The sequence below is a fragment of the Martinezella sp. CNPSo 3964 genome, from assembly GCF_057784375.1.
Genome location: NZ_JBXSOW010000008.1, coordinates 1 through 22,392, shown reverse-complemented (window position 1 = coordinate 22,392; position 22,392 = coordinate 1). Strand labels below are relative to the sequence as shown.

At 60.2% G+C, this 22,392-nt stretch carries 19 protein-coding genes; 8 read left to right on the top strand and 11 right to left on the bottom strand.

Going from position 1 to position 22,392, the window contains the following annotated elements; all coding sequences use genetic code 11:
* The first annotated feature begins 264 nt into the window (after positions 1–264).
* A complete protein-coding gene (locus AC13Q5_RS23330) occupies positions 265–1,275 on the top strand; it encodes a LysR substrate-binding domain-containing protein (RefSeq protein WP_075854423.1) in 1,011 nt (336 codons plus the stop codon).
* A 6-nt stretch (positions 1,276–1,281) separates the two neighbouring features.
* Here AC13Q5_RS23330 and AC13Q5_RS23325 read toward each other — a convergent pair whose 3' ends face one another.
* The 6 genes from AC13Q5_RS23325 to AC13Q5_RS23300 are packed head-to-tail and all read right to left on the bottom strand — an operon-like array spanning position 1,282 to position 7,598.
* Positions 1,282–2,130 (bottom strand): NADPH-dependent oxidoreductase, encoded by an 849-nt coding sequence (locus AC13Q5_RS23325; protein ID WP_488503307.1) that lies wholly within the window; start codon positions 2,128–2,130, stop codon positions 1,282–1,284.
* Between the two features lie 12 nt (positions 2,131–2,142).
* Positions 2,143–3,471: an LLM class flavin-dependent oxidoreductase gene (locus AC13Q5_RS23320; RefSeq protein ID WP_488503306.1), complete on the bottom strand. Its 1,329-nt coding sequence runs from the start codon at positions 3,469–3,471 to the stop codon at positions 2,143–2,145.
* A complete protein-coding gene (locus tag AC13Q5_RS23315) occupies positions 3,468–4,688 on the bottom strand; it encodes an acyl-CoA dehydrogenase family protein (protein WP_488503305.1) in 1,221 nt (406 codons plus the stop codon). The genes AC13Q5_RS23320 and AC13Q5_RS23315 overlap by 4 nt, the downstream gene beginning before the upstream one ends.
* Before the next feature lie 14 nt (positions 4,689–4,702).
* A complete protein-coding gene (locus tag AC13Q5_RS23310; protein WP_488503304.1) occupies positions 4,703–5,041 on the bottom strand; it encodes a DUF3088 domain-containing protein in 339 nt (112 codons plus the stop codon).
* Between the two features lie 11 nt (positions 5,042–5,052).
* A complete protein-coding gene (locus AC13Q5_RS23305; RefSeq protein WP_488503303.1) occupies positions 5,053–6,408 on the bottom strand; it encodes an LLM class flavin-dependent oxidoreductase in 1,356 nt (451 codons plus the stop codon).
* A gap of 11 nt (positions 6,409–6,419) precedes the next feature.
* Positions 6,420–7,598 (bottom strand): acyl-CoA dehydrogenase family protein, encoded by a 1,179-nt coding sequence (locus AC13Q5_RS23300; protein ID WP_488503302.1) that lies wholly within the window; start codon positions 7,596–7,598, stop codon positions 6,420–6,422.
* 311 nt (positions 7,599–7,909) lie between these two features.
* On the opposite strand from AC13Q5_RS23300, the gene AC13Q5_RS23295 reads away from it, so the two are divergent.
* The 5 genes from AC13Q5_RS23295 to AC13Q5_RS23275 are packed head-to-tail and all read left to right on the top strand — an operon-like array spanning position 7,910 to position 12,824.
* Positions 7,910–9,265: an LLM class flavin-dependent oxidoreductase gene (locus tag AC13Q5_RS23295; protein ID WP_488503301.1), complete on the top strand. Its 1,356-nt coding sequence runs from the start codon at positions 7,910–7,912 to the stop codon at positions 9,263–9,265.
* 6 nt (positions 9,266–9,271) lie between these two features.
* Positions 9,272–10,102 (top strand): ABC transporter ATP-binding protein, encoded by an 831-nt coding sequence (locus tag AC13Q5_RS23290; RefSeq protein WP_075854415.1) that lies wholly within the window; start codon positions 9,272–9,274, stop codon positions 10,100–10,102.
* A gap of 14 nt (positions 10,103–10,116) precedes the next feature.
* Complete coding sequence (locus tag AC13Q5_RS23285; RefSeq protein WP_488503300.1) at positions 10,117–11,193, top strand: ABC transporter substrate-binding protein; 1,077 nt, start codon at positions 10,117–10,119, stop codon at positions 11,191–11,193.
* Positions 11,194–11,226: 33 nt separating this feature from the next.
* Positions 11,227–12,045, top strand: a complete 819-nt coding sequence (locus AC13Q5_RS23280) for an ABC transporter permease (RefSeq protein WP_488503299.1) — start codon at positions 11,227–11,229, stop codon at positions 12,043–12,045.
* A gap of 2 nt (positions 12,046–12,047) precedes the next feature.
* Positions 12,048–12,824, top strand: coding sequence for an ABC transporter permease (locus AC13Q5_RS23275; RefSeq protein WP_488503298.1), 777 nt, complete (start codon positions 12,048–12,050; stop codon positions 12,822–12,824).
* Positions 12,825–13,365: 541 nt separating this feature from the next.
* Here the strand turns inward: AC13Q5_RS23275 and AC13Q5_RS23270 are convergent.
* Positions 13,366–13,644 (bottom strand): hypothetical protein, encoded by a 279-nt coding sequence (locus tag AC13Q5_RS23270; RefSeq protein ID WP_488503297.1) that lies wholly within the window; start codon positions 13,642–13,644, stop codon positions 13,366–13,368.
* A gap of 80 nt (positions 13,645–13,724) precedes the next feature.
* Here AC13Q5_RS23270 and AC13Q5_RS23265 point away from each other — a divergent pair, with 80 nt between their 5' ends.
* Together AC13Q5_RS23265 and AC13Q5_RS23260 are read left to right on the top strand one after the other, a co-directional pair.
* Positions 13,725–14,909 carry a 2-isopropylmalate synthase gene (locus AC13Q5_RS23265; protein ID WP_488503296.1) on the top strand — a complete coding sequence of 395 codons (1,185 nt, stop codon included), beginning with the start codon at positions 13,725–13,727 and terminating at the stop codon, positions 14,907–14,909.
* 138 nt (positions 14,910–15,047) lie between these two features.
* Positions 15,048–16,823, top strand: a complete 1,776-nt coding sequence (locus AC13Q5_RS23260) for a thiamine pyrophosphate-dependent enzyme (RefSeq protein WP_488503295.1) — start codon at positions 15,048–15,050, stop codon at positions 16,821–16,823.
* A 25-nt stretch (positions 16,824–16,848) separates the two neighbouring features.
* Here the strand turns inward: AC13Q5_RS23260 and AC13Q5_RS23255 are convergent, their stop codons facing one another.
* The 4 genes from AC13Q5_RS23255 to AC13Q5_RS23240 form a co-directional block, all read right to left on the bottom strand.
* Positions 16,849–17,082, bottom strand: coding sequence for a hypothetical protein (locus AC13Q5_RS23255; RefSeq protein WP_143525471.1), 234 nt, complete (start codon positions 17,080–17,082; stop codon positions 16,849–16,851).
* A gap of 756 nt (positions 17,083–17,838) precedes the next feature.
* Positions 17,839–20,124, bottom strand: a complete 2,286-nt coding sequence (locus AC13Q5_RS23250) for a xanthine dehydrogenase family protein molybdopterin-binding subunit (RefSeq protein WP_488503294.1) — start codon at positions 20,122–20,124, stop codon at positions 17,839–17,841.
* On the bottom strand, positions 20,117–21,484 hold the full coding sequence (locus AC13Q5_RS23245) for a c-type cytochrome (RefSeq protein WP_488503293.1): 1,368 nt from the start codon (positions 21,482–21,484) through the stop codon (positions 20,117–20,119). The genes AC13Q5_RS23250 and AC13Q5_RS23245 overlap by 8 nt, the downstream gene beginning before the upstream one ends.
* A gap of 2 nt (positions 21,485–21,486) precedes the next feature.
* Entirely contained in the window at positions 21,487–21,945 is a 459-nt protein-coding gene (locus tag AC13Q5_RS23240) for a (2Fe-2S)-binding protein (RefSeq protein ID WP_075854406.1), read from the bottom strand.
* Positions 21,946–22,392 lie beyond the last annotated feature (447 nt).

Below are 22,392 nucleotides of genomic sequence, written 5' to 3'. Positions count from 1 at the left end.
CACGCGGTCGGCGCATCTTCGGGTCCCAAGCCGGTAAAACGGAAGAATGTTTTTCTCGCTCGTTGAGAAAGAAAAGCTTCGCGAAATTCGTTTCGCCCGGGGATAGTCAAATACGATTATCTATTAAAAATATAGACTATTCCGGATTTTTAGTTTTTGCTTCCCTGATGCTCTCCGGGCATGGAAGAAAATGTCCGTCCGCTTGCCGGTAAACGCAAAGCGCGTTCTCGTCTTTGATAGCCGTATTGTGCTGCAATCCGCGTCATGAACACGATCGCGCACACCCGAAAAAAAGCCATCCAGCCGACCTTGGCGCGGCTACCGCCATTGACCTCGCTGCGTGCCTTCGTGGCGACGGCGCGGCATCTGAATTTCCTCGGTGCGGCCGAGGAACTGCACGTCACCTCGGCCGCCGTCGGACAGCAGATCCGGCTGCTTGAAGACTATCTCGGACAGCCGCTTTTTCATCGTGCACGCGGACAGCTGCAGTTGACGGCTGCCGGTATGGCACTGGTTCCCGGGCTGACAGATGCTTTCGACGCCGTTCTCGAGACGATGACGCAATTCGTCGCCAGCGATCATGATCTGCCGATCCGGGTGTCCGTTGCGCCGTCCTTTGCCAGCAAATGGCTGATCCCGCGGCTGGATGGGCTAAGGCGGGCAGCACCGGGCTTGCAGATCCTCGTCGATGCCTCGACGCAGCTGACGGATCTCAACAGCGGCGACACCGATTGCGCTATCCGCTATGGCGGCGGCGGTTATCCGGGCCTGGTCGTCGACCATCTCTTCCCTGAAGCCGTCGTGCCGATCTGCAGCCCGGAATTTGCCGAGCGGCACTGGCTCTGGAATGATCCTCAGGCGATCGAGGGTGTGCCGCTGCTGCACGAGGACGGGGTCGAGCACGATCATTCCTGCCCCGATTGGAGTGCCTGGCTGCGGGCCGAAGGGCTGTCATGTCGGCTACCGCAGGGCGGCTTCCGCCTCAACCAGTCATCGCTTGTCATCGATGCGGCGCTCGCAGGGCAGGGACTCGGTCTCGGCAAGGTCCGGCTGGCGGAGGCCGAGCTGAAGGCCGGACGCCTTGTCAGTCCCTTTGGCAGTCCGCAGCCGGTGAGCTTCTCCTATTTCTTCGTGACGACGGCTGCCAATGCGCGGCTGATGCGTGTCGAGCTCTTCCGCAATTGGCTGCAGGCGGAGGCCAGGGCATTGCGAGCAATTGGCGATGTCTTATCGTGGCACTCGCTCCGCAAACTCGATATCGCTGCCGCTGAATAAGGCCGATTACTTCAGCCTGAAACCGAGGCGGCGCGCAGCAACCCCGAGCAGATGGCGCCCCTTCAAGGCCTCGACGGTGCCGATCCGGTTTTTCACCTGTACCGTCCAGTCTACGCGCGGCATGCGCTGTTCGGCCTGAAAGTCCTGCAAGACCGTATTGTAGTGACGCAGATCGTCCGACCTGCGGCTGCGATCGTAGCGTTCATGATGCAGGACGGCCGTCTGTGGCAGTCGCGGCTTTACGGCGGCTGGTGTGGCCGGATCGGGATAGCCGACCGTCAGCCCGAAGACCGGGAACACGCCTTCCGGCAATTCCAGTTCGCGCGCCACGGTTTCGGGATCGTTGCGGATAGCGCCGATATAGCAGGTGCCGAGACCTTGAGACTCAAGCGAAACGACGGCATTCTGCGCCGCAAGCGCTGCGTCGATGACGCCGAGCAGGAAGCTCTCGACATAATCCAGTCCATCGGCCGCGGAACCCTGATCTGCCGCAATGCGGCGCGGCCTGGAAAGATCGGCAAGCCAGATCAGCAAGAGCGGCGCCTGTGTGATCTGCCTTTGCGTTCCGGCAACGGCATTCAGCTTGGCCTTGCGCGCCTCGTCCCTGACAGCAATGACGCTCCAGGCCTGCAGATTGGATGAACTCGGTGCCGATTGCGCCGCTGCGATAGCAAGGTGGAGAATATCGTCGGAGACCGCCTTCGGCAGATAGTCGCGAACCGTGCGATGGGAGAGCAGCGTCTCGATCGTTTCGTTCCAGTCCGCACCGATATGCTGGCTGTTGCGATAACGCTCTCCGATAAGAGCGGCGAGCCGATCGTCGTCTGGAAGTCTCGCGGTCGTTGCTGATGTCATGCTGTTTCTCCTTCACTCGGCGGCGATGGCATAGGGGTTGACGGGCCGGGAGAGGCCCAGATGGTCGCGCAAGGTGCGGCCGCTATACTCTTTCCGGAACAGTCCGCGCCGGCGCAGGATGGGCACCACCTCGTCCACGAATGCCTCCAGCCCATGCGGCAGCACGTCGGGCATCAGATTGAAACCATCGGCAGCGCCTGCCTCGAACCATTTTTCGATATCGTCTGCAACCGCCTCAGGCGTGCCGACGATGGTGCGGTGCCCGGTCCCGCCGTTCAATGCGCGGATCAGACCGCGCACCGTCAGTTGCTCGCGCTGTGCCAGGGCCAAGGTTGCCCGAAAGAAGGTGTGGCCGCCGTCGGCCGGCAACGGAATATCGTCCGGCAGGGGTTCATCCAGCTTCAACCTGCCGGGATCGACCTGCAGGACGCCGGATAGGCGCGCAAGGCTGTATTCCAGCGGAATGAGCTCGCGCAGCTCCTCTTGTCGCCGCCTGGCTTCCGCCTCGGTACTGCCGATGATGGTCGCAAGGCCGGCGAGGATCAGAAGGCTGTCCGGGGCACGGCCGTGGCGAGCCGCGCGCGTTCTGAGGTCACGCGCATAATCGAGCGACTCCTCCAGGGATTGCGAAGCAGAAAACACCGCTTCGGCGTGCCGCGCCGCCAGCTCCCTTCCATCGTTCGAACCGCCGGCCTGCACGATGACGGGATGACCCTGTGGCGGGCGCGGGACATTATGAGGGCCATGCACGGAAAAATGCTTGCCGCGATGGGCGATCGCATGGACCTTGCTCGTATCGACGAACCGCCCGCTGGCGACATCGCCGATGAAGGCATCCTCTTCCCAGCTGTCCCACAGCGCCTTGACGACCGATGTAAACTCCTCTGCGCGTTCATACCGGCTTTGATGTGCGACCGGCTTTTCCAGGCCGAAATTCCGGCTTTGCGAGAGATCGGCGCTGGTGACGATATTCCAGCCAACGCGACCGCCGCTCGCATGATCGAGCGTCGCGAACCGGCGCGCGATATTGTAGGGCTCGTTATAGGTGGTGGAAGCCGTGGCGATCAGGCCGATATGCTCGGTATGGGCCGCGACCGATGCGAGCACGATGGTCGGTTCGAGAGACGTCAGCGGCCTGAAATCGACGCGATCGGAGATAGCCGCCTGATCGGCGAGAAAGATCGCGTCGAAAGTGCCGCGTTCGGCGATGCGGGCGACGTTGATGTAGTGGTTGATATCGAAGGATGCGCGCGGGTCGCTTCCCTGCATGCGCCAGGCGGCCGGTGAGAATCCTGAGTGCAGGATGTTGATATTGAGGTGAAGTTCGCGTTTCCGGCTCACTGGAAGATCCCCGGTTCCGGAAACTCGCCGTCCAGGAACCATGTTCCGACATTGCGAGTCTTGTATTCGGCGGGATTGTGGAGCGTGTGGATGCGGACGTTGCGCCAGAAGCGATCGAGGCCGAGCGGCCTGACGGCGGATCTTGCGCCCATGACCTCGAAGATCTCGCTCGTCACTTCAAGGGCGACCCGGCCGGCGAGCACATTGGCGGATGCGACCGCGATCGCCGCACTGCCACGTTCGTCTGTGGTCAAATCCTGTCCTTTTGCGTAGACGGCATCGACTGCCGTGAGCGCCCGGTCGGCGAGCGCCGTTGCCGCCTGCACCTTGATCCATAGCTCGCCATACTGCCTCTTGATCCATGGATCGTCGGCATGCCGCTCGACGCCGGAATAGATCCACGGACGCGACTTCGTCACGGTATAGTCGCGTGCGGCTGCCAATGCCCCCTGTGCCGAGCCGACGAAGACATTGAGCAACACGCTCTGCTGTTGCAAGGGTGCCAATAGGGCGATGGGTTCCTGTGGCCGGTCGGTCAGGATTTCACTCTCGTCGATTTCCACGTCTTTGAAGAGGACACGGCCGCTTCCCGTCTGTCGCTGGCCAATCCCGTCCCAATCATCGGTGATGGCGATGCCTTTGCGGTCTGCCGGGATATAGGCAAAGCTCCGCTTGTTGGTCGTCTCGTCTTCCCAGGCGACCATCAGATAGTCGGCGACATGCGAGCCGGAGGCGAAGGGCCTGAAACCGTTGAGAATGACCTTCCCGTTTTCTTGCCGGCCGAAGAGGCTCTTGGAAAAGCTGTTCGTCGTATTGCCCCAGAACCAGCGTCCTACCGCCGAGCGGCGTAGGATATCCTGGGATCGCTCGTCCTTGATCGTGGTGACTGCATTCTGCAATGGGCTGAAATGATAGCCGTAGAGGTGGCCGAGCGAGCCGTCGACCTTGGCAAATTCGCGCACGATCCGCAGGGCGGTGGAATAGGGTTCGCCGGCGCCGCCGAACTCCTTCGGGATGACCAGATTGACGAGGCCGCTGTCCTTCAGGAGCTTGATCTGCTCGGCAGGCCTGCCGCCCGATTGATCTCTCTTGATGGCGTCGCTCGCGAACACATCTCGAAGCTCGACGGCCTTGGCGAGATGGGGATTCGATGTGTCGGCCTCGAAAAGGGCGGGCGGGGGATAAGGTGGTTCGAAGCCGTCTGGCTTTATGGTCATGGTGAGCCTCGTTGCTAATGCACGCGTGGAAAGCCGTGCCGTTCGGCAAGCAGCTCGAGGATGCGATCGGTCGAATTGACGAAGCGCGTGCCGTGCCAGTTGCCGGCATCATCAGGCGGGCTCTCCGCAAGGATCAGGAGCGGCAGAGACTGGTTTTCCTCGCCGGCAACGTCGATCACCTTTTGGCGCGGCCGCAGGAAGGCGACTCTTTCGATATCGATTGCCGAAGCGAGATCGGGGAAGGAAGCAAGCAATCCTTCGATGGCGTTGCAATAGGGGCAGACGAAGCTGACACCCGGATGTTTCGGATCGGCAAAGCCCGGTGAAATGAGGAAAAGTTTGTCACGCGCCATCTGATGGTCTCCTATTCTGCTGCGACCGCATTTTCTGCGGAAAAACGGTTGGCTGGACGCTTGAGCCCGAGATTTTCCCGCAGCGTCGTGCCCTCATATTCGCTGCGGAAGAGCCCGCGGCGACGCAGCTCCGGCACGACGAGCGTGATGAAATCGGCAAGCCCGCCGGGCATGATCGGCGCCATGATGTTAAAGCCGTCGGCGCCGTAGTTTTCGAAGCGTTCTTCCATGACATCGGCGATCTGCGTCGGGGTGCCGACCACCTGCCAATGACCGCGGGCGCCGGCGATGCGAAGATAGAGCTGACGGATCGTCAGGTTTTCGCGGCGGGCGAGATCGAGAACCAGTTCCTGGCGGCTCTTGCCGGCATTGGTGACCGGCGGCTCGGGCGGCACCGGACCGTCAAGCGGATAGGAACTGAGATCGACGCCGGTCAGCTGCGAGAGAAGGTTAAGGCCGACCTCCGGCTGGATGAGCTCCTGAAGCGCCTGGAACTTGTCTTCCGCTTCCGCCTCGCTCCGTCCGACGACCGGAAAGATGCCCGGCAGGATCTTCAGGTCATCCGGCGAGCGGCCATATTTGCCGAGCCGGCCTTTCACATCGGCATAAAACGCCTTGGCCTCGTCAAGCGTAATCTGTGCGGCGAAGATCGCTTCGGCCGTGCGCGCGGCCAGTTCCTTACCCGGCTCCGAGGCCCCGGCCTGCACGACAACCGGACGTCCCTGCGGCGAGCGCGGAATGTTCAGCGGCCCGCGCACCTTGAAGTAGCGTCCCTTATGGTCGAGCCGATGCAGCTTCTCCGGATCGAAATAGCGGCCGCTCTCGCGATCACGGACGAAGGCGTCGTCTTCCCAGCTGTCCCAGAGGCCAAGCACGACATCGGCAAACTCCTCGGCCCGTTCATAACGATCGGCATGCAGGACCTGAGCGTCATGGCCGAAGTTGAAGGCCGCATCCGGATCGGACGACGTCACGAGGTTCCAGCCGGCGCGGCCGCCGCTCAAGCGGTCGAGCGAGCCGAACTGGCGCGCAAGGTTGAACGGATCGGAAAAGCTCGTCGAGGCGGTTGCGATCAAGCCGATATTGCGGGTGACGCTGGCAAGCGCCGACAGAAGCGTGATCGGCTCGAACGGATAGATGCCACTATGCGCCTTGCGGCTTGCCGCATTCAAATCCTTCAGCCGCGCGGCAACGCCGTCGGCAAAAAAGATCGTGTCGAATTTGGCGGCCTCTGCGAGTTTGGCAAGCTCCAGATAGTTCTCGAATTCGGTCCCGACGGACGCTTCCGGATGCCGCCAGGCGGCGACATGATGACCGGTGAAGAGCAGGAAGGCGCCGAGCTTGATCTGGTCCTTGCGTCTAGCCATGAGATGTCCTTTCAGCGGTACATTGCCGGAATGGGGAGTTCACCGGAAAGCAGGAAGGTGCCAAGTGTCCGCTTCTTGTATTCGGCAGGGTTGTGCAGCGTGTGGGTGCGCACATTGCGCCAGAAGCGGTCGAAGCCATTGGCTGTCGTTGCCGAGCGCGCGCCCATGACCTCGAAGATCTCGCTGGAGACAGCAAGCCCGACCTCGCCGGCATAGACATTGGCCGTGGCGATATCGATGGCGGCGGCCCCACGATCTTCATGCGTCAGGCCGGGTCCCTGGTTGAAGGCGTCGTCGAGGCTGCGTGCCGCCTTGTCGGCAAGCTCGGTGGCGGCGAGCGTGCGGATGTAGAGGTCGCCGTACTGCCGCTTGATCCAGGGATCGTCGGTATGCTTGTCGACACCCGAATAGATCCAGGGCCGTGAGGACGTCGTCGTGTAGGCCCGGCCTTCTTCCAGAGCGCCTTGGGCGCTGCCGACGAAGACGTTGAGCAGCACGCTTTGCTGCAGCAGGGACGTGAGCGAGGTGTAGGGGGTAAGGGGGACGGCAGGCGAACTGATGAGCTCGTCATCCGCGATCTCGAGGTCGTGAAAACTGACCGTGCCGCTGCCGGTCTGGCGCTGGCCGATGCCGTCCCAGTCGTCCTCGATGGCAATGCCGTTCCGATTGGCGGGAACGGCAGCCGTCAGCCGTTCGCCATCGGCATTTTCGAAGGAGATCTGGATATAGTCTGATATATGCGAGCCGGAGGAAAAAGGTCGTTTGCCGTTGACCAGCCAGCCATGGTCGATCCGGCGTCCAGACGAGGTTTTTGACATGGCGTTGCCGGAATTGCCCCAGACGAAATTGTTTGCCGCGGAGGCCCTGAGCAGGCGCTCCCTCTGTACGTCGGAGCCGCGGAAGAGAACGACGTTCAGGGGCAGGTGATGGTAGCCGAAGAGGTGCGCGAGCGACCCGTCGGTGCGGGCAAATTCCCGTACGACACGCAGGATGGAGAGCCAGGAAGCGCCTTTGCCGCCGTACCGCGTGGGGATCTGCGCGGAAGGCAGGCCGCTCTGCTTCAGTAGGCGGATCTGTTCAACTGGTCGGCCGCCGGCCTTGTCGCGCGCCACCGCATCCCGATGGAACGCCTGCCTGAGTTCGATCGCTTTGGCGACGAGTGGATCGGAGAGGTCTGATGTAAAAGACATGTGCACTTCACGCCTATGGATGTGAGCGGCGCACCGCCGCTTCCGGGCACGAAGGGTTCGGTGATAACAGGCCCAAGTCCAGCAATATCTATTTGATCCGGCGGGAAGAAATTCTTTCCCCGGTGAGGCGGTGAGCAATCCACGGCCGCAATTTCCAGCCTTCAGGGCTTATCACCGTGAAACGATCTTAGCCGGTTCGGCATCCCCGGCGACGAACGAATCCGAAGTAACGGCGGTAAATAGAATATAATTTCTATAGATTATTATCTTTAAAGTTTAGCCTTCTTTCCGTTGCGATCACGGAGACGATGATGAAGGGTAAACAACGACAACTGAAGCTCGGCGCTTTCCTTTACCCGACCGGCCATCACATCGCTGCCTGGCGGCATCCATTGACGCAGGCAGATGCCGGCTCCAATTTTGCCCATTATGTCGAGCTTGCGCAAATTGCCGAAGCCGCGAAATTCGACCTGATCTTCCTGGCCGACGGCGTCGGCACCCGAGGAGACGATACCGAGGCGTTGCAGCGTACGGCGCAGCGCTATGTCGCGCAATTCGAGCCGATCACATTGCTTTCGGCGCTGGCGGCGGTGACGAAAAACATTGGCTTTGTCGCCACTGCCTCGACCTCCTTCAACGAGCCCTACCATATCGCCCGCAAATTCGCCTCGCTCGATCATATCAGCGGCGGCCGTGCCGGCTGGAACCTCGTGACCTCGTCGAGCGATCACGAGGCGCATAATTTCGGCAGGGACGAACATTATGCGCACGCCGAACGCTATGAACGGGCCGAAGAATTCGCCGATGTCGTGCTCGGCCTCTGGGACACCTGGGAAGAGGACGCCTTTCCCCGCAACAAGCAGAGCGGCATTTACTACGATCCGAATAAGCAGCACATCCTCAATCACAACGGAAAGCACTTCAAGGTCCGCGGCCCGCTGAACGTGGCGCGGGCTCCGCAGGGACATCCCGTTCTCGTGCAAGCCGGCTCGTCCGAGCCCGGCAGGGAGCTTGCCGCCCGCACAGCAGAGGTTGTTTTCACGGCTCATCAGACCATCGAGGATGCCCGGGCCTTTTATGCGGATCTCAAGGGCCGTCTTCAAAAATATGGCCGAGGTCATGACGACCTCAAGATCATGCCCGGCATCTTCCCGGTCGTCGGCCGGACGCGTGAGGAGGCGCGGCAAAAATTTGCAGAGCTTCAGGATCTCGTCCATCCGGTTGTCGGCCTTTCGATGCTGAACGGCATGTCCGGCGGTGTCGACCTCTCGCAATATCCGCTCGACGGCCCCATTCCGGATCTGCCGGAAACGAATGGCAGCAAAAGCCGCCAGAAATTGCTGCTTGATCTTGCCAGGCGCGAAAACTTGACGATCAGAGAGCTCTACCTTCGCATTGCCGGCGCGCGCGGCCATTGGCAGATTCTGGGAACACCGATCGAGATCGCCGATCAGATGGAAGAATGGTTCAGGACGGGCGCGGCCGACGGCTTCAATGTCATGCCGCCGCAACTGCCGACCGGCCTTTATGATTTCGTCGAGCATGTGTTGCCGGAGCTGCGTCGCCGCGGGCTTTTCCGCAGCGACTACGAGGGTGCGACGCTGCGCGAAAATCTCGGACTGAAAGTACCCCTGCATCCGGCGCAGCACGCCGTTGCTGCGGAGTAGCAGGCCATGGGCAATTCCCTGCACCTTCAGATCGGCCATGTCACCCGCCAGTTCAAGGTGAACGGTGAGACATTGACCGCGCTCGACGATGTCAGCCTCGATATCGCCGAGGGCGAGTTTGTCACCATCGTCGGAGCGAGTGGTTGCGGAAAGTCGACGCTCTTGCGTCTTGGCGCCGGTCTCGATCTTCCGACATCGGGCTTCGTCGGTCATGCCGGGCGGCCGGTCAAGGAGCCGAGCCTCGAGCGTGGCATCGTCTTTCAGGAGCCGCGGCTTTTCCCCTGGTTGACGGTCGCCCGCAATATCGCGCTCGGCCTGGAAAACTCCGGCCTGTCCAAGGCGGAGAAGAGCAGGCTCGTCGAATCCCATCTTGAACTTGTCGGGCTTTCCGGCTTTGCCAAAGCCTACCCACACCAGCTTTCCGGCGGGATGGCCCAGCGCGCCGGCATCGCTCGCGGTCTGGTCAACCGCCCCAATGTACTCTTTCTCGACGAACCCTTTGGTGCGCTCGATGCCATCACCAAGGCAAGGCTGCAGGACGAGTTGCAGACGATCTGGGCGAAGGAACGCATCACCATGGTCCTTGTGACGCATGATGTCGAGGAGGCCGTCTATCTCGGTGATCGCGTCGTGGTCATGTCACCCCGGCCGGGTCGCATCCGCGACATCGTTGCGGTGGATTTGCCGCGCCCGCGCGAACGCACCTCTCCTCGGCTGGTCGAAATCCGCAATCGCGTTCTTGAGAGCCTCAACGCCACGACATCAACGCCTCGCGCTTCATCCGGCATTACAAGTCCGGTGGTCGAAGCCCGGCCTGCCGTCGTCGCTGCAGAATAATCACGGAGCAACAGATGAAACTGTCCATTATTTCCCGTTTGGTCGCCGGTGCGGCGGTCGCCTTGACGCTATTGTCCGCCCCCGCCCGGGCGCAGGACCCCCTCGTCATTCACGTCGGATACGCGGCAATCGGCGTCGACAACAAGCCCTATGCCGAGGGGACGTCGGCGGCGACGGCGCGTGCCGGCGAATTTCTGGAAAAGGAATTTGCCAACGATCCGAACGTCAAGATCGAATGGACTTTTTTCAAGGGGGCAGGTCCAGCTGTCAATGAAGGCTTTGCCAACGACCAGCTCGACTTTGCCTATCAGGGTGATCTTCCCGCGCTGATCGGGCGCGCAACGGGCCTGAAGACGAAGTTTCTGCTGGCGAGCGGCGCACGCAAGCCGCTCTATCTCGCTGTCGCCAAGGGATCCGGCATCAAGGAGATCGAGGATCTGAAGGGGCGCAAGGTCGCGCTGCAGCGCGGCACCAACGGCCATCTCTCCGCAATCAAGATCCTGCAGGCGCATGGATTGACCGAGCGCGACATCCAGGTCGTCAACCTCGATACAGCCGGCACGGTCGCGGCCCTGACCAGCAAGGATATCGATGCGGCCTTCGGCGATACGCAGCTCATCAATCTGGCGGCGAAGGATAGCGCCGATATCATCTACACGACGAAGGGCGACGATCCGCGTTTCGGGCGCAATGCCGGTGTCATCGGCCGCCAGGCCTTCATCGACGCCCATCCGGAGATCACGCAGCGTGTCGTCGATGCTTTCGTCAAGGCGGCGCAATGGTCGTCCGAGGAGCAAAACCGTGCAGCGCTCTTCGAACTCTGGCACAAGTCCGGCACGCCCGTACCGATCCTGGAGGAATATTTCCGCAACGATACGCTGGCCTATCGCAATTCGCCGTTGATCGATGATCTCCTAGTCTCGCAGTACAAGGAACAGGCGATCAAGAGCAAGGAATATGGCCTGATCCGCCGTGATGTCGATCTCAATGGCTGGTTCGAGCCTAAGTACCTCAACAGCGCGCTGGAAAGGCTTGGTCTGACAAAGTTCTGGCAGCCTTATGGCGCCGATGGAAAGCCGGCCGCCTCCTGATCGTCGCCAGCCGAGTGAGCGAAGGAGGCTTGTATGAGCGTTGTTGCCGAGACCGCCGGTCGAGCCGGCCTCCCGCTATCATCCGCAAGGCTACGGCGCGTCGCGGTTTTCGCGACCGGCCTTATCTTTCCGCTTGGGTTGTTTGTTCTCTGGTGGGTAGCCTCCGCCAGAGGCTGGCTACCGGAGCAGATCCTGCCGCCGCCGACCTATGTCTATCAGACCGGCCGCGACATGATCCTCAGCGGCGAGCTTCTCTATCATACCGGAGTGAGCCTCGGCCGCGTCGTCATTGGCTTTGCCATAGGCGCTGGGCTCGGTCTGTTGCTCGGCATTGCCATGGGGCTTTCCGAAACGGTCGAGGACTATGTGAAGCCGCTTTTCCTCGCCTTTGCGCAAATTCCGACTCTCGGATGGATTCCGCTTCTCATGCTGCTTGTCGGCATCGAGGAAACCTTGAAGATCATCATCATCGCCAAGGGTGCCATCGTGCCGATGACGATGAACACGCTCGCCGGAATCCGTGGCGTGTCGCCGAAATATCTCGAAGTCGGCAGGGCGCTGCGTTTCAGCCGCTGGCAGACCCTGCGTCTGATCGTGCTGCCGGGTGCGCTTCCGTCGATATTCACGGGTATCCGCTATGGCCTCACCCATTCATGGACTTCGCTCGTCGGTGTCGAGTTGCTCGCCTCTTCCGAGGGGCTCGGCTACCTGCTGGTCTGGGGTCGGCAGATGTTCTGGCTCGATACGGTCATCGTCGCGATGATCGCGATTGGGCTGGTCGGCTTTGTCATGGACAAGGGCCTTGATCGCACGGAGCTGTTGATCCAGCGCTGGAAACGGCAGGAGATTTGACAATGACGCAAACCAGCCCTTTCATCCGGTTTCGGCGCGGCATAACGCTGCCGATCCTTCTCCTCGCCGCCTGGGAAGTCTCAAGCCGCATCGGTCTGGTGGATGCGCGCTTTCTGCCGTCGCTGGAGGATGTCGTCGCCACAGGCAAGCGCGAGCTGATCGACAATGATCTCATCGGCGAACTGGGCTTCAGCCTGATGCGCAATATCGCCGGCTTTCTGATTGGATGCGTGCTCGGCGTCGGCTTTGCGAGTTTGCTGGCGCTCTCGCGGATTGCCGACCGGTTGATCATGCCGACCTTCAACGGGTTGAAGCAGATCTCCCTTCTTGCCTGGATACCGCTGATCTCGGTCTGGTTCGGTTTTGGCGAGCAGGCAAAGATCGTCTTCGTCGCGCTCGCGGCCTTCATACCCATCGTTCTCAATACCTATGACGGCATGCGGGAGGCGCCGGCTGATCTTCTGGAGGTCGCAAGGGCGCTGAAGTTCAATGCAAGGCAGAAAGCATTGCGCATCTACATTCCCTCGGCGATGCCGTCGATCGCGACAGGCGTGCATCTTGGCCTGATCTATGCCTGGCTCGCGACTGTCGGGGCAGAGTATTTCCTGGCGGTCGGCCCCGGCGTCGGCGGTCTGGTCATTGCCGGTCGCGAGCGGTTCGACATGGCGCTTGTCATGGTCGGTGTCCTCGTGCTCGGTCTTGTCGGATTCACCCTTAACCGGCTTGCCTATGCGCTCGAAGCCTATCTGTTGCGCTGGCGGCCCAAGCAGACCGCGTAAGCTGCAACCGCCATCCGTGCTCTTGCAAGCATCCGACGTTTCGAGGGCAGGCAAGCCTTGCTGCCTCGATGCGGACGGAGTTTTTTCCAGGCGCATGCGTTTTCCGGCTCCTGGCGACGATGCTTCCGTGGCACAGTGCGTCGGCGGTTTGGTGCGGGGCGCCTAAGTGCAGGCGTCGTGCTCATCAGGGCGCCAGTAGATTCAAAGGTTCTTAATCCTTAAGCCGGGCGGGAACGAGAACGGAGCCTTCAAGCTAGGAGACGGCCGTGCGAGGGATTTTCAAACCTGGCGTCGAAACGCGTGCCCGAAGGGCCGTGCGTGATGGGCGCGCTGTCTCATCCCGCCTGCAAGCCGAGGCAGATACTGCCCTCGCCATATCATTGAAATAATCCTGCAGAAGTAAGTGTGGCAAAGCGGAGACACCTGTTGGTGGCCAAACAGAAACCGTTATTTCCTAAAAATAGTCCATAGTTTTCTAAAATACCGCCGTCTCGAATGCAGCCATTCTCACCATCGTAACCATTCGGTGCGCCATGGACATTCAATTCTCCGGGTTTGAAATTTTTGCTCCGAAGCCGACGCTGCCATGGGTTGCGGATGCCAGCACAGATCGAAAGCCAGGCATGTGGATGGGGGCGCACTTCAGGAATTGCGGAATTGCAACGACGACGCGGGTGTCGACGCCGGCCGAACGTGGAGTGGTTTGTCCGGTTTCCAGCCTGCCAGCAAAGCCAGGGGCAAACAGGATCAGATCTGACAGGACTTGCACCATGTGATGGATTTCGCCGCCGGCACGAAATGCGCCCGAAGCGTCGATCATCCGTGACTTCCGCGTAATGCCATACAGCTAACCCTTACGAATTCGGCAACGCCGATGCTTCAATCGATCGGGAGAGTCGCATGAACACCGAGAAGATCATTATCTTTGACACTACTTTGCGTGACGGCGAGCAAAGCCCCGGCATCAACCTCGACGCCGGCGAAAAAGTCGAGATCGCACTTATGCTCGAAGGTCTGAAGGTCGATGTGATCGAGGCCGGCTTTGCCGTCTCCAGTCCCGGCGAATTCGAGGCGATCAAAGCCGTGGCGCGCGTCGTCAAGGACAGTACGATTTGCAGCTTGAGCCGCGCAGTCGAGCGCGACATCGACCTGACGGCGGAAGCCGTTTCCGCTGCGGCCTCGTCCCGCATCCATATCGTGCTGGCGACCTCGCCCATTCACATGAAATACAAGTTGCAGATGACGCCGGAAAATGTGCTCGAACATGCCGTTCGCGCCGTGCTCCATGCGCGACGCTATTCCGAGGATATCGAGTTTTCCTGCGAGGATGCGAGCCGGTCGGAGCCGGAGTTTCTTGCCCGCTTCGTGGAGCAGGTGATCAAAGCCGGTGCGACCACGGTCAGCCTGCCGGATACGGTCGGCTACGCGACGCCGTACGAATACGGCAAGCTGTTTACCTATCTGCGCAATGTCGTACCGAATGCCGACAAGGCCGTGTTCTCGGCGCATTGTCACAATGATCTGGGCATGGCTGTTTCCAACTCACTCGAAGCAACCCGGCAGGGCGCGCGCCAGATCGAATGCACGATCAACGGTATCGGTGAGCGAGCGGGCAATGCGTCGCTTGAGGAGATCGTCATGGCACTGCATACACGCGAGGATTTTTTCCGATGCCGGACATCGGTCGAAACCCGTCGATTGACGGCTGCATCCAGGCTTGTCTCGGAGATCACCGGTTTCGTTGTGCAGCCTAACAAGGCGATCGTCGGCAAGAATGCTTTCTCGCATCAATCCGGCATTCACCAGGATGGCATGCTGAAGAACCCGTTGACCTATCAAATCATGACGGCGGCGGAGGTCGGCGCCGATGAGTATCGGCTCGTGCTCGGAAAGAATTCGGGCCGTAACGGTTTTCGCATGTGCATGCGCTCGTTGGGTGTCGAGTTCGGTTCCGATGCCGATCTCGATCTCGCTTTCTCCCGTTTCAAGGATATCGCCGATCAAAAGGCATCGCTTCGCGATGAAGATCTTCTGGCGACGGTTGTGGGTATGGAAGCGTTCTCTCCGGAAAAACGCATCGCGTAATTCTGCTTCCAGAACATGCAATCGGGATCGGCCATGTGCCGGAGCCGTGCTTGCTGCGGGTCAGATCCGGCCCGGGGAGAACGTACGTCAATACTTTGCGGAATTCTGGAACGAAGGTCATAGCGGAGAAGCGAGCAAATGACGATGGATCTTGTAGTCGAAACGGCAAGCGATATTCGAGTAGCCAAGCCGAAAACAGGGTATGAATTCCTGATCGACACGCTCGCAACCTGGCATGTGCGTCACTATGCCGGTGTCACGGGGGGAGGGGTCATCCATTTGCTCAAACATCTCGAGCCGATGGCCGTCCCCGACGAAGGCGCCGAACTCCCGGTTTTCTTCAATATCGGCGAATATGTCGCTGGCTTCATCCCGTTGGGATACTATCTGGCGAGCGGGAAAGTCAGTGCAGCCATTGCAACGACGGGAGCCGCAACGCGGTTGCTGACCTGCGGCCTGAGTGATGCGAAACTGCACAATATTCCCGCAATCTACCTCATTCCTCTCAGTCCGGCGGATACGCGATACCGTGCACCGCTGCAGGACACGAGCCCGGAGGGTGCCGACGTCGTGGCTCAGTTGAAGGCCGAGCTGCCATCAGGCACATTCGTTTTGAACGATCCAGACCATATCGGAGAACAACTTGAGCAGGCCCGCAAACATCTCGATCAAGGCTCGCCCGTCGCTCTTCTGATGCCGCCGGAGGCGCTCGGAAAGACGGTGTCTGAGCCGGTCCATACGCCTTGGCGCGGTGACTATGCTCATAAACCGAACAAGATCGACCATGGGTCGCTCGCCCATTTTTTGGCCGAATTCCCGCGGCAAGTGGTTGGGCGTCGGGTGGTCATTCTCGCTGGCGAAGAGGCGGCCATGTATTCGTACATGCCAGTCCTCACCACACGTTTGTGCAAGGTGTTACAGGCGCCGATCGTCTGGAGCATAAACGGGGCGAATGCGGTGGCGCGCAACAATAGCTTCGGTTTCGGCTATCTGGGCTTCGGCGGCAATGATCGCGCGATGCAGCTCTGGAAAAGTCTCGGTCCTGACGATATTGTCATTACTCTCGGGTTCTGCCCTGACGAATACACCCTTAATTTTTCTGACATACCTGCCCATACGACATGGAATTTCACCAACCTCGTCGCGCCATATGGCAGTGTCGGGGGCGGGTTTCGGCATCGTGTGCGCGGCGAATATTTCGATGTTCGAGGGCCAATCGATCAGGTTCTGAGCGAAGCGATCGGCCGGCTCGAGGATCTTCGGCCATCGCGACCCCCAGCACCGGCTTTTGTGGCTGATCTCAATGATCGTAAGATCATGCCACCACGCCCTGGAACGATCGATATTGCCCGGTTTTACCAGGAGCTCGATCGTCAATGGCAGCCGGGAAGCATTGCGTTCGATGACGTGTGCCTTGCCTACAAAGATCGTCAGTATGTCACGCAGCGCCCGCATCCAAACGCCCGCTTCCATTCGCTTTATCGCGGTTCGGCAATGGGCGGAGCATTCGGCGCGGCAATCGGCGCAAAGCTTGCAAAACCGGACGCGACCGTCTTCGCGTTTACGGGCGATGGCTGCTTTCGGCTGATTGCCGGTTGCCTGGCCGAAGCGCGATCATTGGGGATCGTCCTGTTCGTACTGGACAACGGCGCACTTGGTATCATGGTGCAGGGCCTGCCCGTGGTCATTCCCGACTATTCATCCAGCCGCTACCATAGCGATCTGCACCGCATCGACTTTGGGGCAATGGCGCGCGCATGCGGCTGGTCAAGCCGCAAGCTGATGCCGGATCTGAGCAATCTGGCCGAGATCATGCGCGAAAGCTACAGCTCCGGTCACCCATCCATCCTGGTTGAGGTACCCGTAGATGCAGAGCAGGTGGTGGGACAAAATCCGCGGGCTAACAACCTGTAGCGCCACACGAAGCGTCGATGTCAGATCAATGCAATGGTGTCGAAGGCGTCATCTCCATGTCACCAATGACTGTGTCGAAATAGTTGTCGGCGATTTCGAGCAGCGTTTCCGCTATGCACTGAGGTTCCCATCCGTCTTGCAGAAGCTCCTGCACGGCTGCATCGATTTTCTGGCGGAGTTGCTCGTGGCACTGCAGTTTCGTTTGATCTGCAAAACCGATCAACCATTGCTTACCTGGCATGACGATGCTCTCCTCCATGTCGACAGACATCCATATTTGTCGACAAGGTAAGGCGGAGGTAAGCGTAGGCAACTGCTGTAACGCCATTTTTCAAGAGCAATGCGAACAATTGTTCATCGATGCAAATAACTAGTTCGCGTATTCAATGAATGGTTGTAGGTCCTTGGACCGCTATTGCAATGTTTGATGGATTGCGATCGGTGTATTGGAGAGCCGCAACTCTATCTGACGGAGCGTCTCGAACTTATGGAGCATGTTTTAATGACAGGTTCTATTGAGAAATGGTCCTCGAAGAAAGCCGACAATCAAACAGTATGCACTCGATCTCCATCTACCCCGGTGAGATAGATGGAGATCGAGCCTGGGAGGAATTGAAGAGGTCGATAATACGCGCGTCAATAACAGGCTCGCGGGAAAACTGTCGACTAGAGCTTTCGGCTTTTCTTAGAATCGCGAAAACACTCTATCCCTTTGTTTTTACGTGATTCCAGTCGGAAAACTGCTCCGCATTTTCCTGGAATTGCTCTAAAGCCGTAGGTGGCATCCCCGATGAGGGGATTGCCGAGGATCGTGCTTGACGGCTTACATTCTTACAGCGGACGCGGAATCGGATCTAGGTTCCGTAATCCGCTACACATGCGCAATGGGGTGCCGCCCAGGTACGCCGGTACATCTGGGCTTTGGTGCAAGTGGATTGCACCTCGATTGCGACGCAAAGGGCGAGAGCACGATGAAAATGAATCAAGGCGATGAAGGCCGAGCGAAGGCGATATGTCAGCTTGCCAGCGAGTAACCCAGATCACGCAACGGCAGGCGGCGCACCCGCTCTCCCGTTGCTGCGAATATGGCATTGCCCAGCGCTGGGGCTAATGCCGGGAAGGCAGGTTCGCCCATGCCTGTCGGCGGATTGTCCGACTGGATGAAATAGGCATCGATCGTCATCGGCGCGAAGGGCATGCGCAGGATCGGATAGGCATTGTAGTTCTGCTCCTGGATCTGGCCGGTTTCGATGGTGATCTTCAAGCCCATGGCTGTGGAGAGCGCGTCGGTCGACGCACCCTGCGCCTGCGCTTCGGAGCCGGCCATATCGATGATGGGGCCGACATCAAGCACCACGACGATGCGATCGATCCTGATCTGCTTACGGGCGTCGACGCGAAGCTCGACGGCCTGCGCGACATGGCCGGCGTGGGAGTAGCACCAGGCGAGACCCAATCCGCTGCCATCAGGCAGCTTTTTGCCCCAGCCGGCCTTGTCGGCGCACATCCTGATCACGTCGGTGGCTCGCCTGGGACTGAAGTTGACGCTCTTGTCCTTGGGTGCAAGCTCAGGCACGTCGCGGTTCACGGCAGCGACGAGGAATTCGACGTGGTCGCGGCCCGACGCCAGCGACATCTCGTGCATGAAGCTTTGCGCAGCAAAGACCTGGGCATTGTCGCCCGGCGCCCGCCAGGCGCCAGTCGGGATCTTTAGCGGCAGCATGGTCTTGCCGCGGCGCAGGTTGGGCGCCTTGATGGAATATTTCAGATTGTCGGTCAGGCCGGCGCCGCTTGCCTCCTTCTTGCCGTCGGCGGTGAAGGTGATGAAATGTTCCTGCCAGGCGTCGAGGCCCCCATCTTTATCGATCGCCCCCTTGAACTGGTGGTAACCGGCCGGGCGGTAGAAGTCGTGGCCGAAATCGTCTTCCCGGGTCCATTGCAGCTTGACCGGGGCGTTGACTTTCCGCGCGATGACTGCCGCCTCGCAGGCATAATCATTGACCAGCCGCCGCCCGAAACCGCCGCCAACGCGGGTCTGGTGCATCACGATCTTTTCCTGCGCTATGCCGGCTGCCTTAGCAATCACCGGCAAGCCACGATCGGGCTGCTGGGTGGGGACCCACATTTCCAACACCCCGTCATGCCAGTGCGCGGTGGTGTTCATCGGTTCCAGCGGCACATGGGCGGCGAAGGGATATTCATAATAGGCCTCGACGGTCCTGGCAGCATTGCTGAAGGATTTGTCCACGTCGCCGACATCGTCGTCCGGCTTTTCCGGAAAATGGGCTGCGAGCTTCCTGGCCTCGGCCGAGAATTTCGAAGTGGAATCCGTTGAAGCCTCGCCGAGGTCCCAGTCCACCTGCAGCTTGTTCTTCGCCTGGAAGGCGCTCCAGGTATCCCTGGCGATGATGGCGACACCCGGCATGACCTCGACCGCCTGGCCTGTCCCGTCCAGGGCAAAGGCATCGAACACGCCGCGCTCGGCCTTGATCTCGTCGACATTGAAGGATCTGACCTTGCCGCCCGCCGCCGGACATTTGGTGTAGTTGGCATAGACCATGCCGGGGCGTTGGACATCAATGCCGAACAGCGGCTCGCCCCTGACCACCTTCGGATCGTCGACGCCGTGATACCGCTTGCCGATCAGGCGATATTCGGAGCGTGCCTTCAGCTTCAGGCTTCGAGGATCGGGCACTGGCATTGTTGCCGCCGCAGCGGCCAGTGATCCATAGGTTGCGGATCTGCCGCTGGCGGCATGGCTGAGGACCGAGTCTTGAGCGGTGATCTGCGATGAATCCACCCCCCATTGTTCGGCGGCCGTGGCGATCAGCATCGCCTTGGCGCCGGCGCCGGCCTGCCGCAACTGGTCCCATGCGCGTGGGATCGACGTCGAACCTCCAGCACCCTGACTGCCATAGACCTTGGGATTGATGTCGGCCTGCTCCATCACGACATGGTTCCAATCCGCATCAAGCTCTTCGGCAATGATGACGCCAAAGGAGGTCTTGATGCCCTGGCCTATCTCTGGACACTTGGAGAAAATGGTGATCGTGTTGTCCGGAGCGATGCGGATGAACGCATTCATCGCCTGGTTCGCGCCGTCAGACGCCTCGGCCGCGGAAGCCTCGCCGCCGAGATAAAAACCCAGGATCAGCCCAGCCGTGCCGCCGCCGGCGAGCTTGAAAAAGCTGCGCCGTCCCATGCTCAGCGCGGTATAGGCCACAGGGAGCGAACGTACCTCGCGCATTAACGCCTGGAGATAGGCGTCGGACTCGGCGAAATCAGATCTGATGTCAGCCATTGTTTGCCTCCGGGGGATGAGGTTGCTGGGCCGCCTGCCTTCGCAGGTTGGCCACGTCCTTGCCTGTCAAATGCGCGCCTTTGGCGCCGAAGCGGGCGGTCACATAGTTGGCCACGGCCGCGATGTCCTCATCCGAATAACCCTGGCCAAAGGCGGGCATGAAGATCCTGCCGTCGGCGGTCGTGCGGTTAACGCCGTTGATAACAGTCTGCGCCACGTTGGTGGCGCTGGGATCGTTGACGGCGCGTACGCCCGTGAGCGTCGCATAGCCGGTGACCGGGCTCACGCCGGTCCAATCATGGCAGCTGGCGCACGCGCCGGCAAAAATCTTCTCGCCGCGTGGGTCGACATCCGCCACGCCCTCCTTGTGTGATGCCGGCGCTGCCGTGGTGACGGTGCGCGGCAGGTCGGTTGCGTGGGCCGGTATGCTGCGCAGATAGGTCACCAAGGCATGCACGTCGTCCGGCACCAGATAGCTGAGGCTGTCGTCGGTGGCTTCGCCCATCGGGCCGGCCGCACCACCATGCCCATTGGCGTGGCCGGTCGAAAGGTAGAGGTAGATATCCTCGTCGCTCCAGTCGCCGATGCCGGAATTCTTGTCGCTGCTGATATTATAGGCGTGCCAGCCGGCGGTGATGGCGCCTGCGAATTTGCGGTGATTGTCGAGCGCGAAGACAAGATTGCGGGGCGTATGACACTCGCCGCAATGGCCGAGTGCCTCGGCAAGATAGGCGCCGCGATTCCACTGCGGGCTCTGACCTGTGTTGGGGCGGAAGCGTTGGTCTGTGTTGAACGCAGCGCTCCACAGCGACAGCAGGCCACGTTGGTCGAACGGCCATGAAAGCTGGTCGGGCTTTGCCGGCGCATGGGCCGGCGGCAGCGTCAGGAGATAGGCCTTGATCGCCAGCACATCGGCGTCCGTCATATAGGTGTAGGACGCATAGGGCATGGCGGGATAGAGTTTCTCGCCGTCGGCGCGAATACCCTTGTGCACGGCCGCCAGGAACTGAGCGTCGGTGTAATTGCCGATGCCGGTATCCCTGTCCGGCGTGATGTTGGTGGAATAGATGGTGCCGAATGGCATGTTGAAGGCAAAGCCGCCGGCAAAGGGAATGCCGCCCGGCGCTGTATGACAGGCTTGGCAGTCCGCAGCATGGGCGAGATATTCGCCGCGCTTCACGCTATCGGCACTGGCAAGCTGGGCCGGAACACCGCTCACGGTGCCAGCCTGATAATCGTCGAGCGCTACCGTCGAGCCGCCGGCAAAGGAGGTCGGATCGCGGCCAAGCAGCAACCATCCCACAAAGCCAAGGGCGATGATGACAATGACCGCAAGGAGGATGCCGATGATTTTCTTCATGATCAGGCCGGCTTGGCGGCGGCGTTCTTGATCGCACGGCGGATGCGGATGTAGGTTCCGCATCGACAGAGATTGCCCGCCATGGCCGCATCGATGTCGGAATCGTCGGGTTGGGGATTGATGTTGAGCAAGGCCGTCGCCGACATGATCTGACCGGCCTGACAGTAGCCGCATTGCGGCACAGACGCTTCCATCCAGGCTTGCTGGACCTTGGCGCCGTTCGGCGTCTTGCCAATTCCTTCAATGGTGATCACGGCACGGGTGCCGACGTCGCCGACGGTCAGCTGGCAGGAGCGCACCGGTTTGCCAGCGACATGTACGGTGCAGGCGCCGCACTGGGCGACGCCGCAGCCATATTTCGTACCGACCAGATTGAGGTGATCCCGCAGCACCCAAAGAAGCGGCATGTCCTCCGGGACATCGACCTCGTGCAATTGCTCATTGATATTCAGAGTGAGCATGTTTCCATCCCTGCCTGACGGTGAAATCGGCGTATCAACGGAATTGCCAGGGGATGGTACGCCGGTATCGACGATGGGTAAACTTCAACAATGCGTTATCGCAGCCGTTGTCGTCGCACCGTTCAGCAGCCACGAGCGCGCCGGTGCCTTGAAATTGCTGACGCGTCCAATTGGTGTCTCACATTGTCCCTGTTCGTCGTGGCCAGTAGCGAAACACCTGTTTTCCGGTGTCGGCGCATTGAATGGATCAATGCCAGATGGAGATGCGGATGAGCTGCGGCGAAGGTATGCCCGCCGGCAAAATCACTGCCTCCCGAAATGAGACCACTTGGAATTGCCCGTAAAAAGTCTCGCTGAAAACCATCGCAGCCGGCAATCGTTCGCTGATTTTGGCAACGAAGCCGCTTCCATCAGACTAAAGTCCTACTCTTGATCGGACCTAGGTCC

Coding starts and splice junctions, on each gene's coding strand:
- AC13Q5_RS23330 (WP_075854423.1), top strand. CDS start 265: ATGAACACGATCGCGCACACCCGAAAAAAAGCCATCCAGCCGACCTTG.
- AC13Q5_RS23325 (WP_488503307.1), bottom strand. CDS start 2,130: ATGACATCAGCAACGACCGCGAGACTTCCAGACGACGATCGGCTCGCC.
- AC13Q5_RS23315 (WP_488503305.1), bottom strand. CDS start 4,688: ATGACCATAAAGCCAGACGGCTTCGAACCACCTTATCCCCCGCCCGCC.
- AC13Q5_RS23310 (WP_488503304.1), bottom strand. CDS start 5,041: ATGGCGCGTGACAAACTTTTCCTCATTTCACCGGGCTTTGCCGATCCG.
- AC13Q5_RS23305 (WP_488503303.1), bottom strand. CDS start 6,408: ATGGCTAGACGCAAGGACCAGATCAAGCTCGGCGCCTTCCTGCTCTTC.
- AC13Q5_RS23300 (WP_488503302.1), bottom strand. CDS start 7,598: ATGTCTTTTACATCAGACCTCTCCGATCCACTCGTCGCCAAAGCGATC.
- AC13Q5_RS23295 (WP_488503301.1), top strand. CDS start 7,910: ATGAAGGGTAAACAACGACAACTGAAGCTCGGCGCTTTCCTTTACCCG.
- AC13Q5_RS23290 (WP_075854415.1), top strand. CDS start 9,272: ATGGGCAATTCCCTGCACCTTCAGATCGGCCATGTCACCCGCCAGTTC.
- AC13Q5_RS23285 (WP_488503300.1), top strand. CDS start 10,117: ATGAAACTGTCCATTATTTCCCGTTTGGTCGCCGGTGCGGCGGTCGCC.
- AC13Q5_RS23280 (WP_488503299.1), top strand. CDS start 11,227: ATGAGCGTTGTTGCCGAGACCGCCGGTCGAGCCGGCCTCCCGCTATCA.
- AC13Q5_RS23275 (WP_488503298.1), top strand. CDS start 12,048: ATGACGCAAACCAGCCCTTTCATCCGGTTTCGGCGCGGCATAACGCTG.
- AC13Q5_RS23270 (WP_488503297.1), bottom strand. CDS start 13,644: ATGATCGACGCTTCGGGCGCATTTCGTGCCGGCGGCGAAATCCATCAC.
- AC13Q5_RS23265 (WP_488503296.1), top strand. CDS start 13,725: ATGAACACCGAGAAGATCATTATCTTTGACACTACTTTGCGTGACGGC.
- AC13Q5_RS23260 (WP_488503295.1), top strand. CDS start 15,048: ATGACGATGGATCTTGTAGTCGAAACGGCAAGCGATATTCGAGTAGCC.
- AC13Q5_RS23255 (WP_143525471.1), bottom strand. CDS start 17,082: ATGGAGGAGAGCATCGTCATGCCAGGTAAGCAATGGTTGATCGGTTTT.
- AC13Q5_RS23250 (WP_488503294.1), bottom strand. CDS start 20,124: ATGGCTGACATCAGATCTGATTTCGCCGAGTCCGACGCCTATCTCCAG.
- AC13Q5_RS23245 (WP_488503293.1), bottom strand. CDS start 21,484: ATGAAGAAAATCATCGGCATCCTCCTTGCGGTCATTGTCATCATCGCC.
- AC13Q5_RS23240 (WP_075854406.1), bottom strand. CDS start 21,945: ATGCTCACTCTGAATATCAATGAGCAATTGCACGAGGTCGATGTCCCG.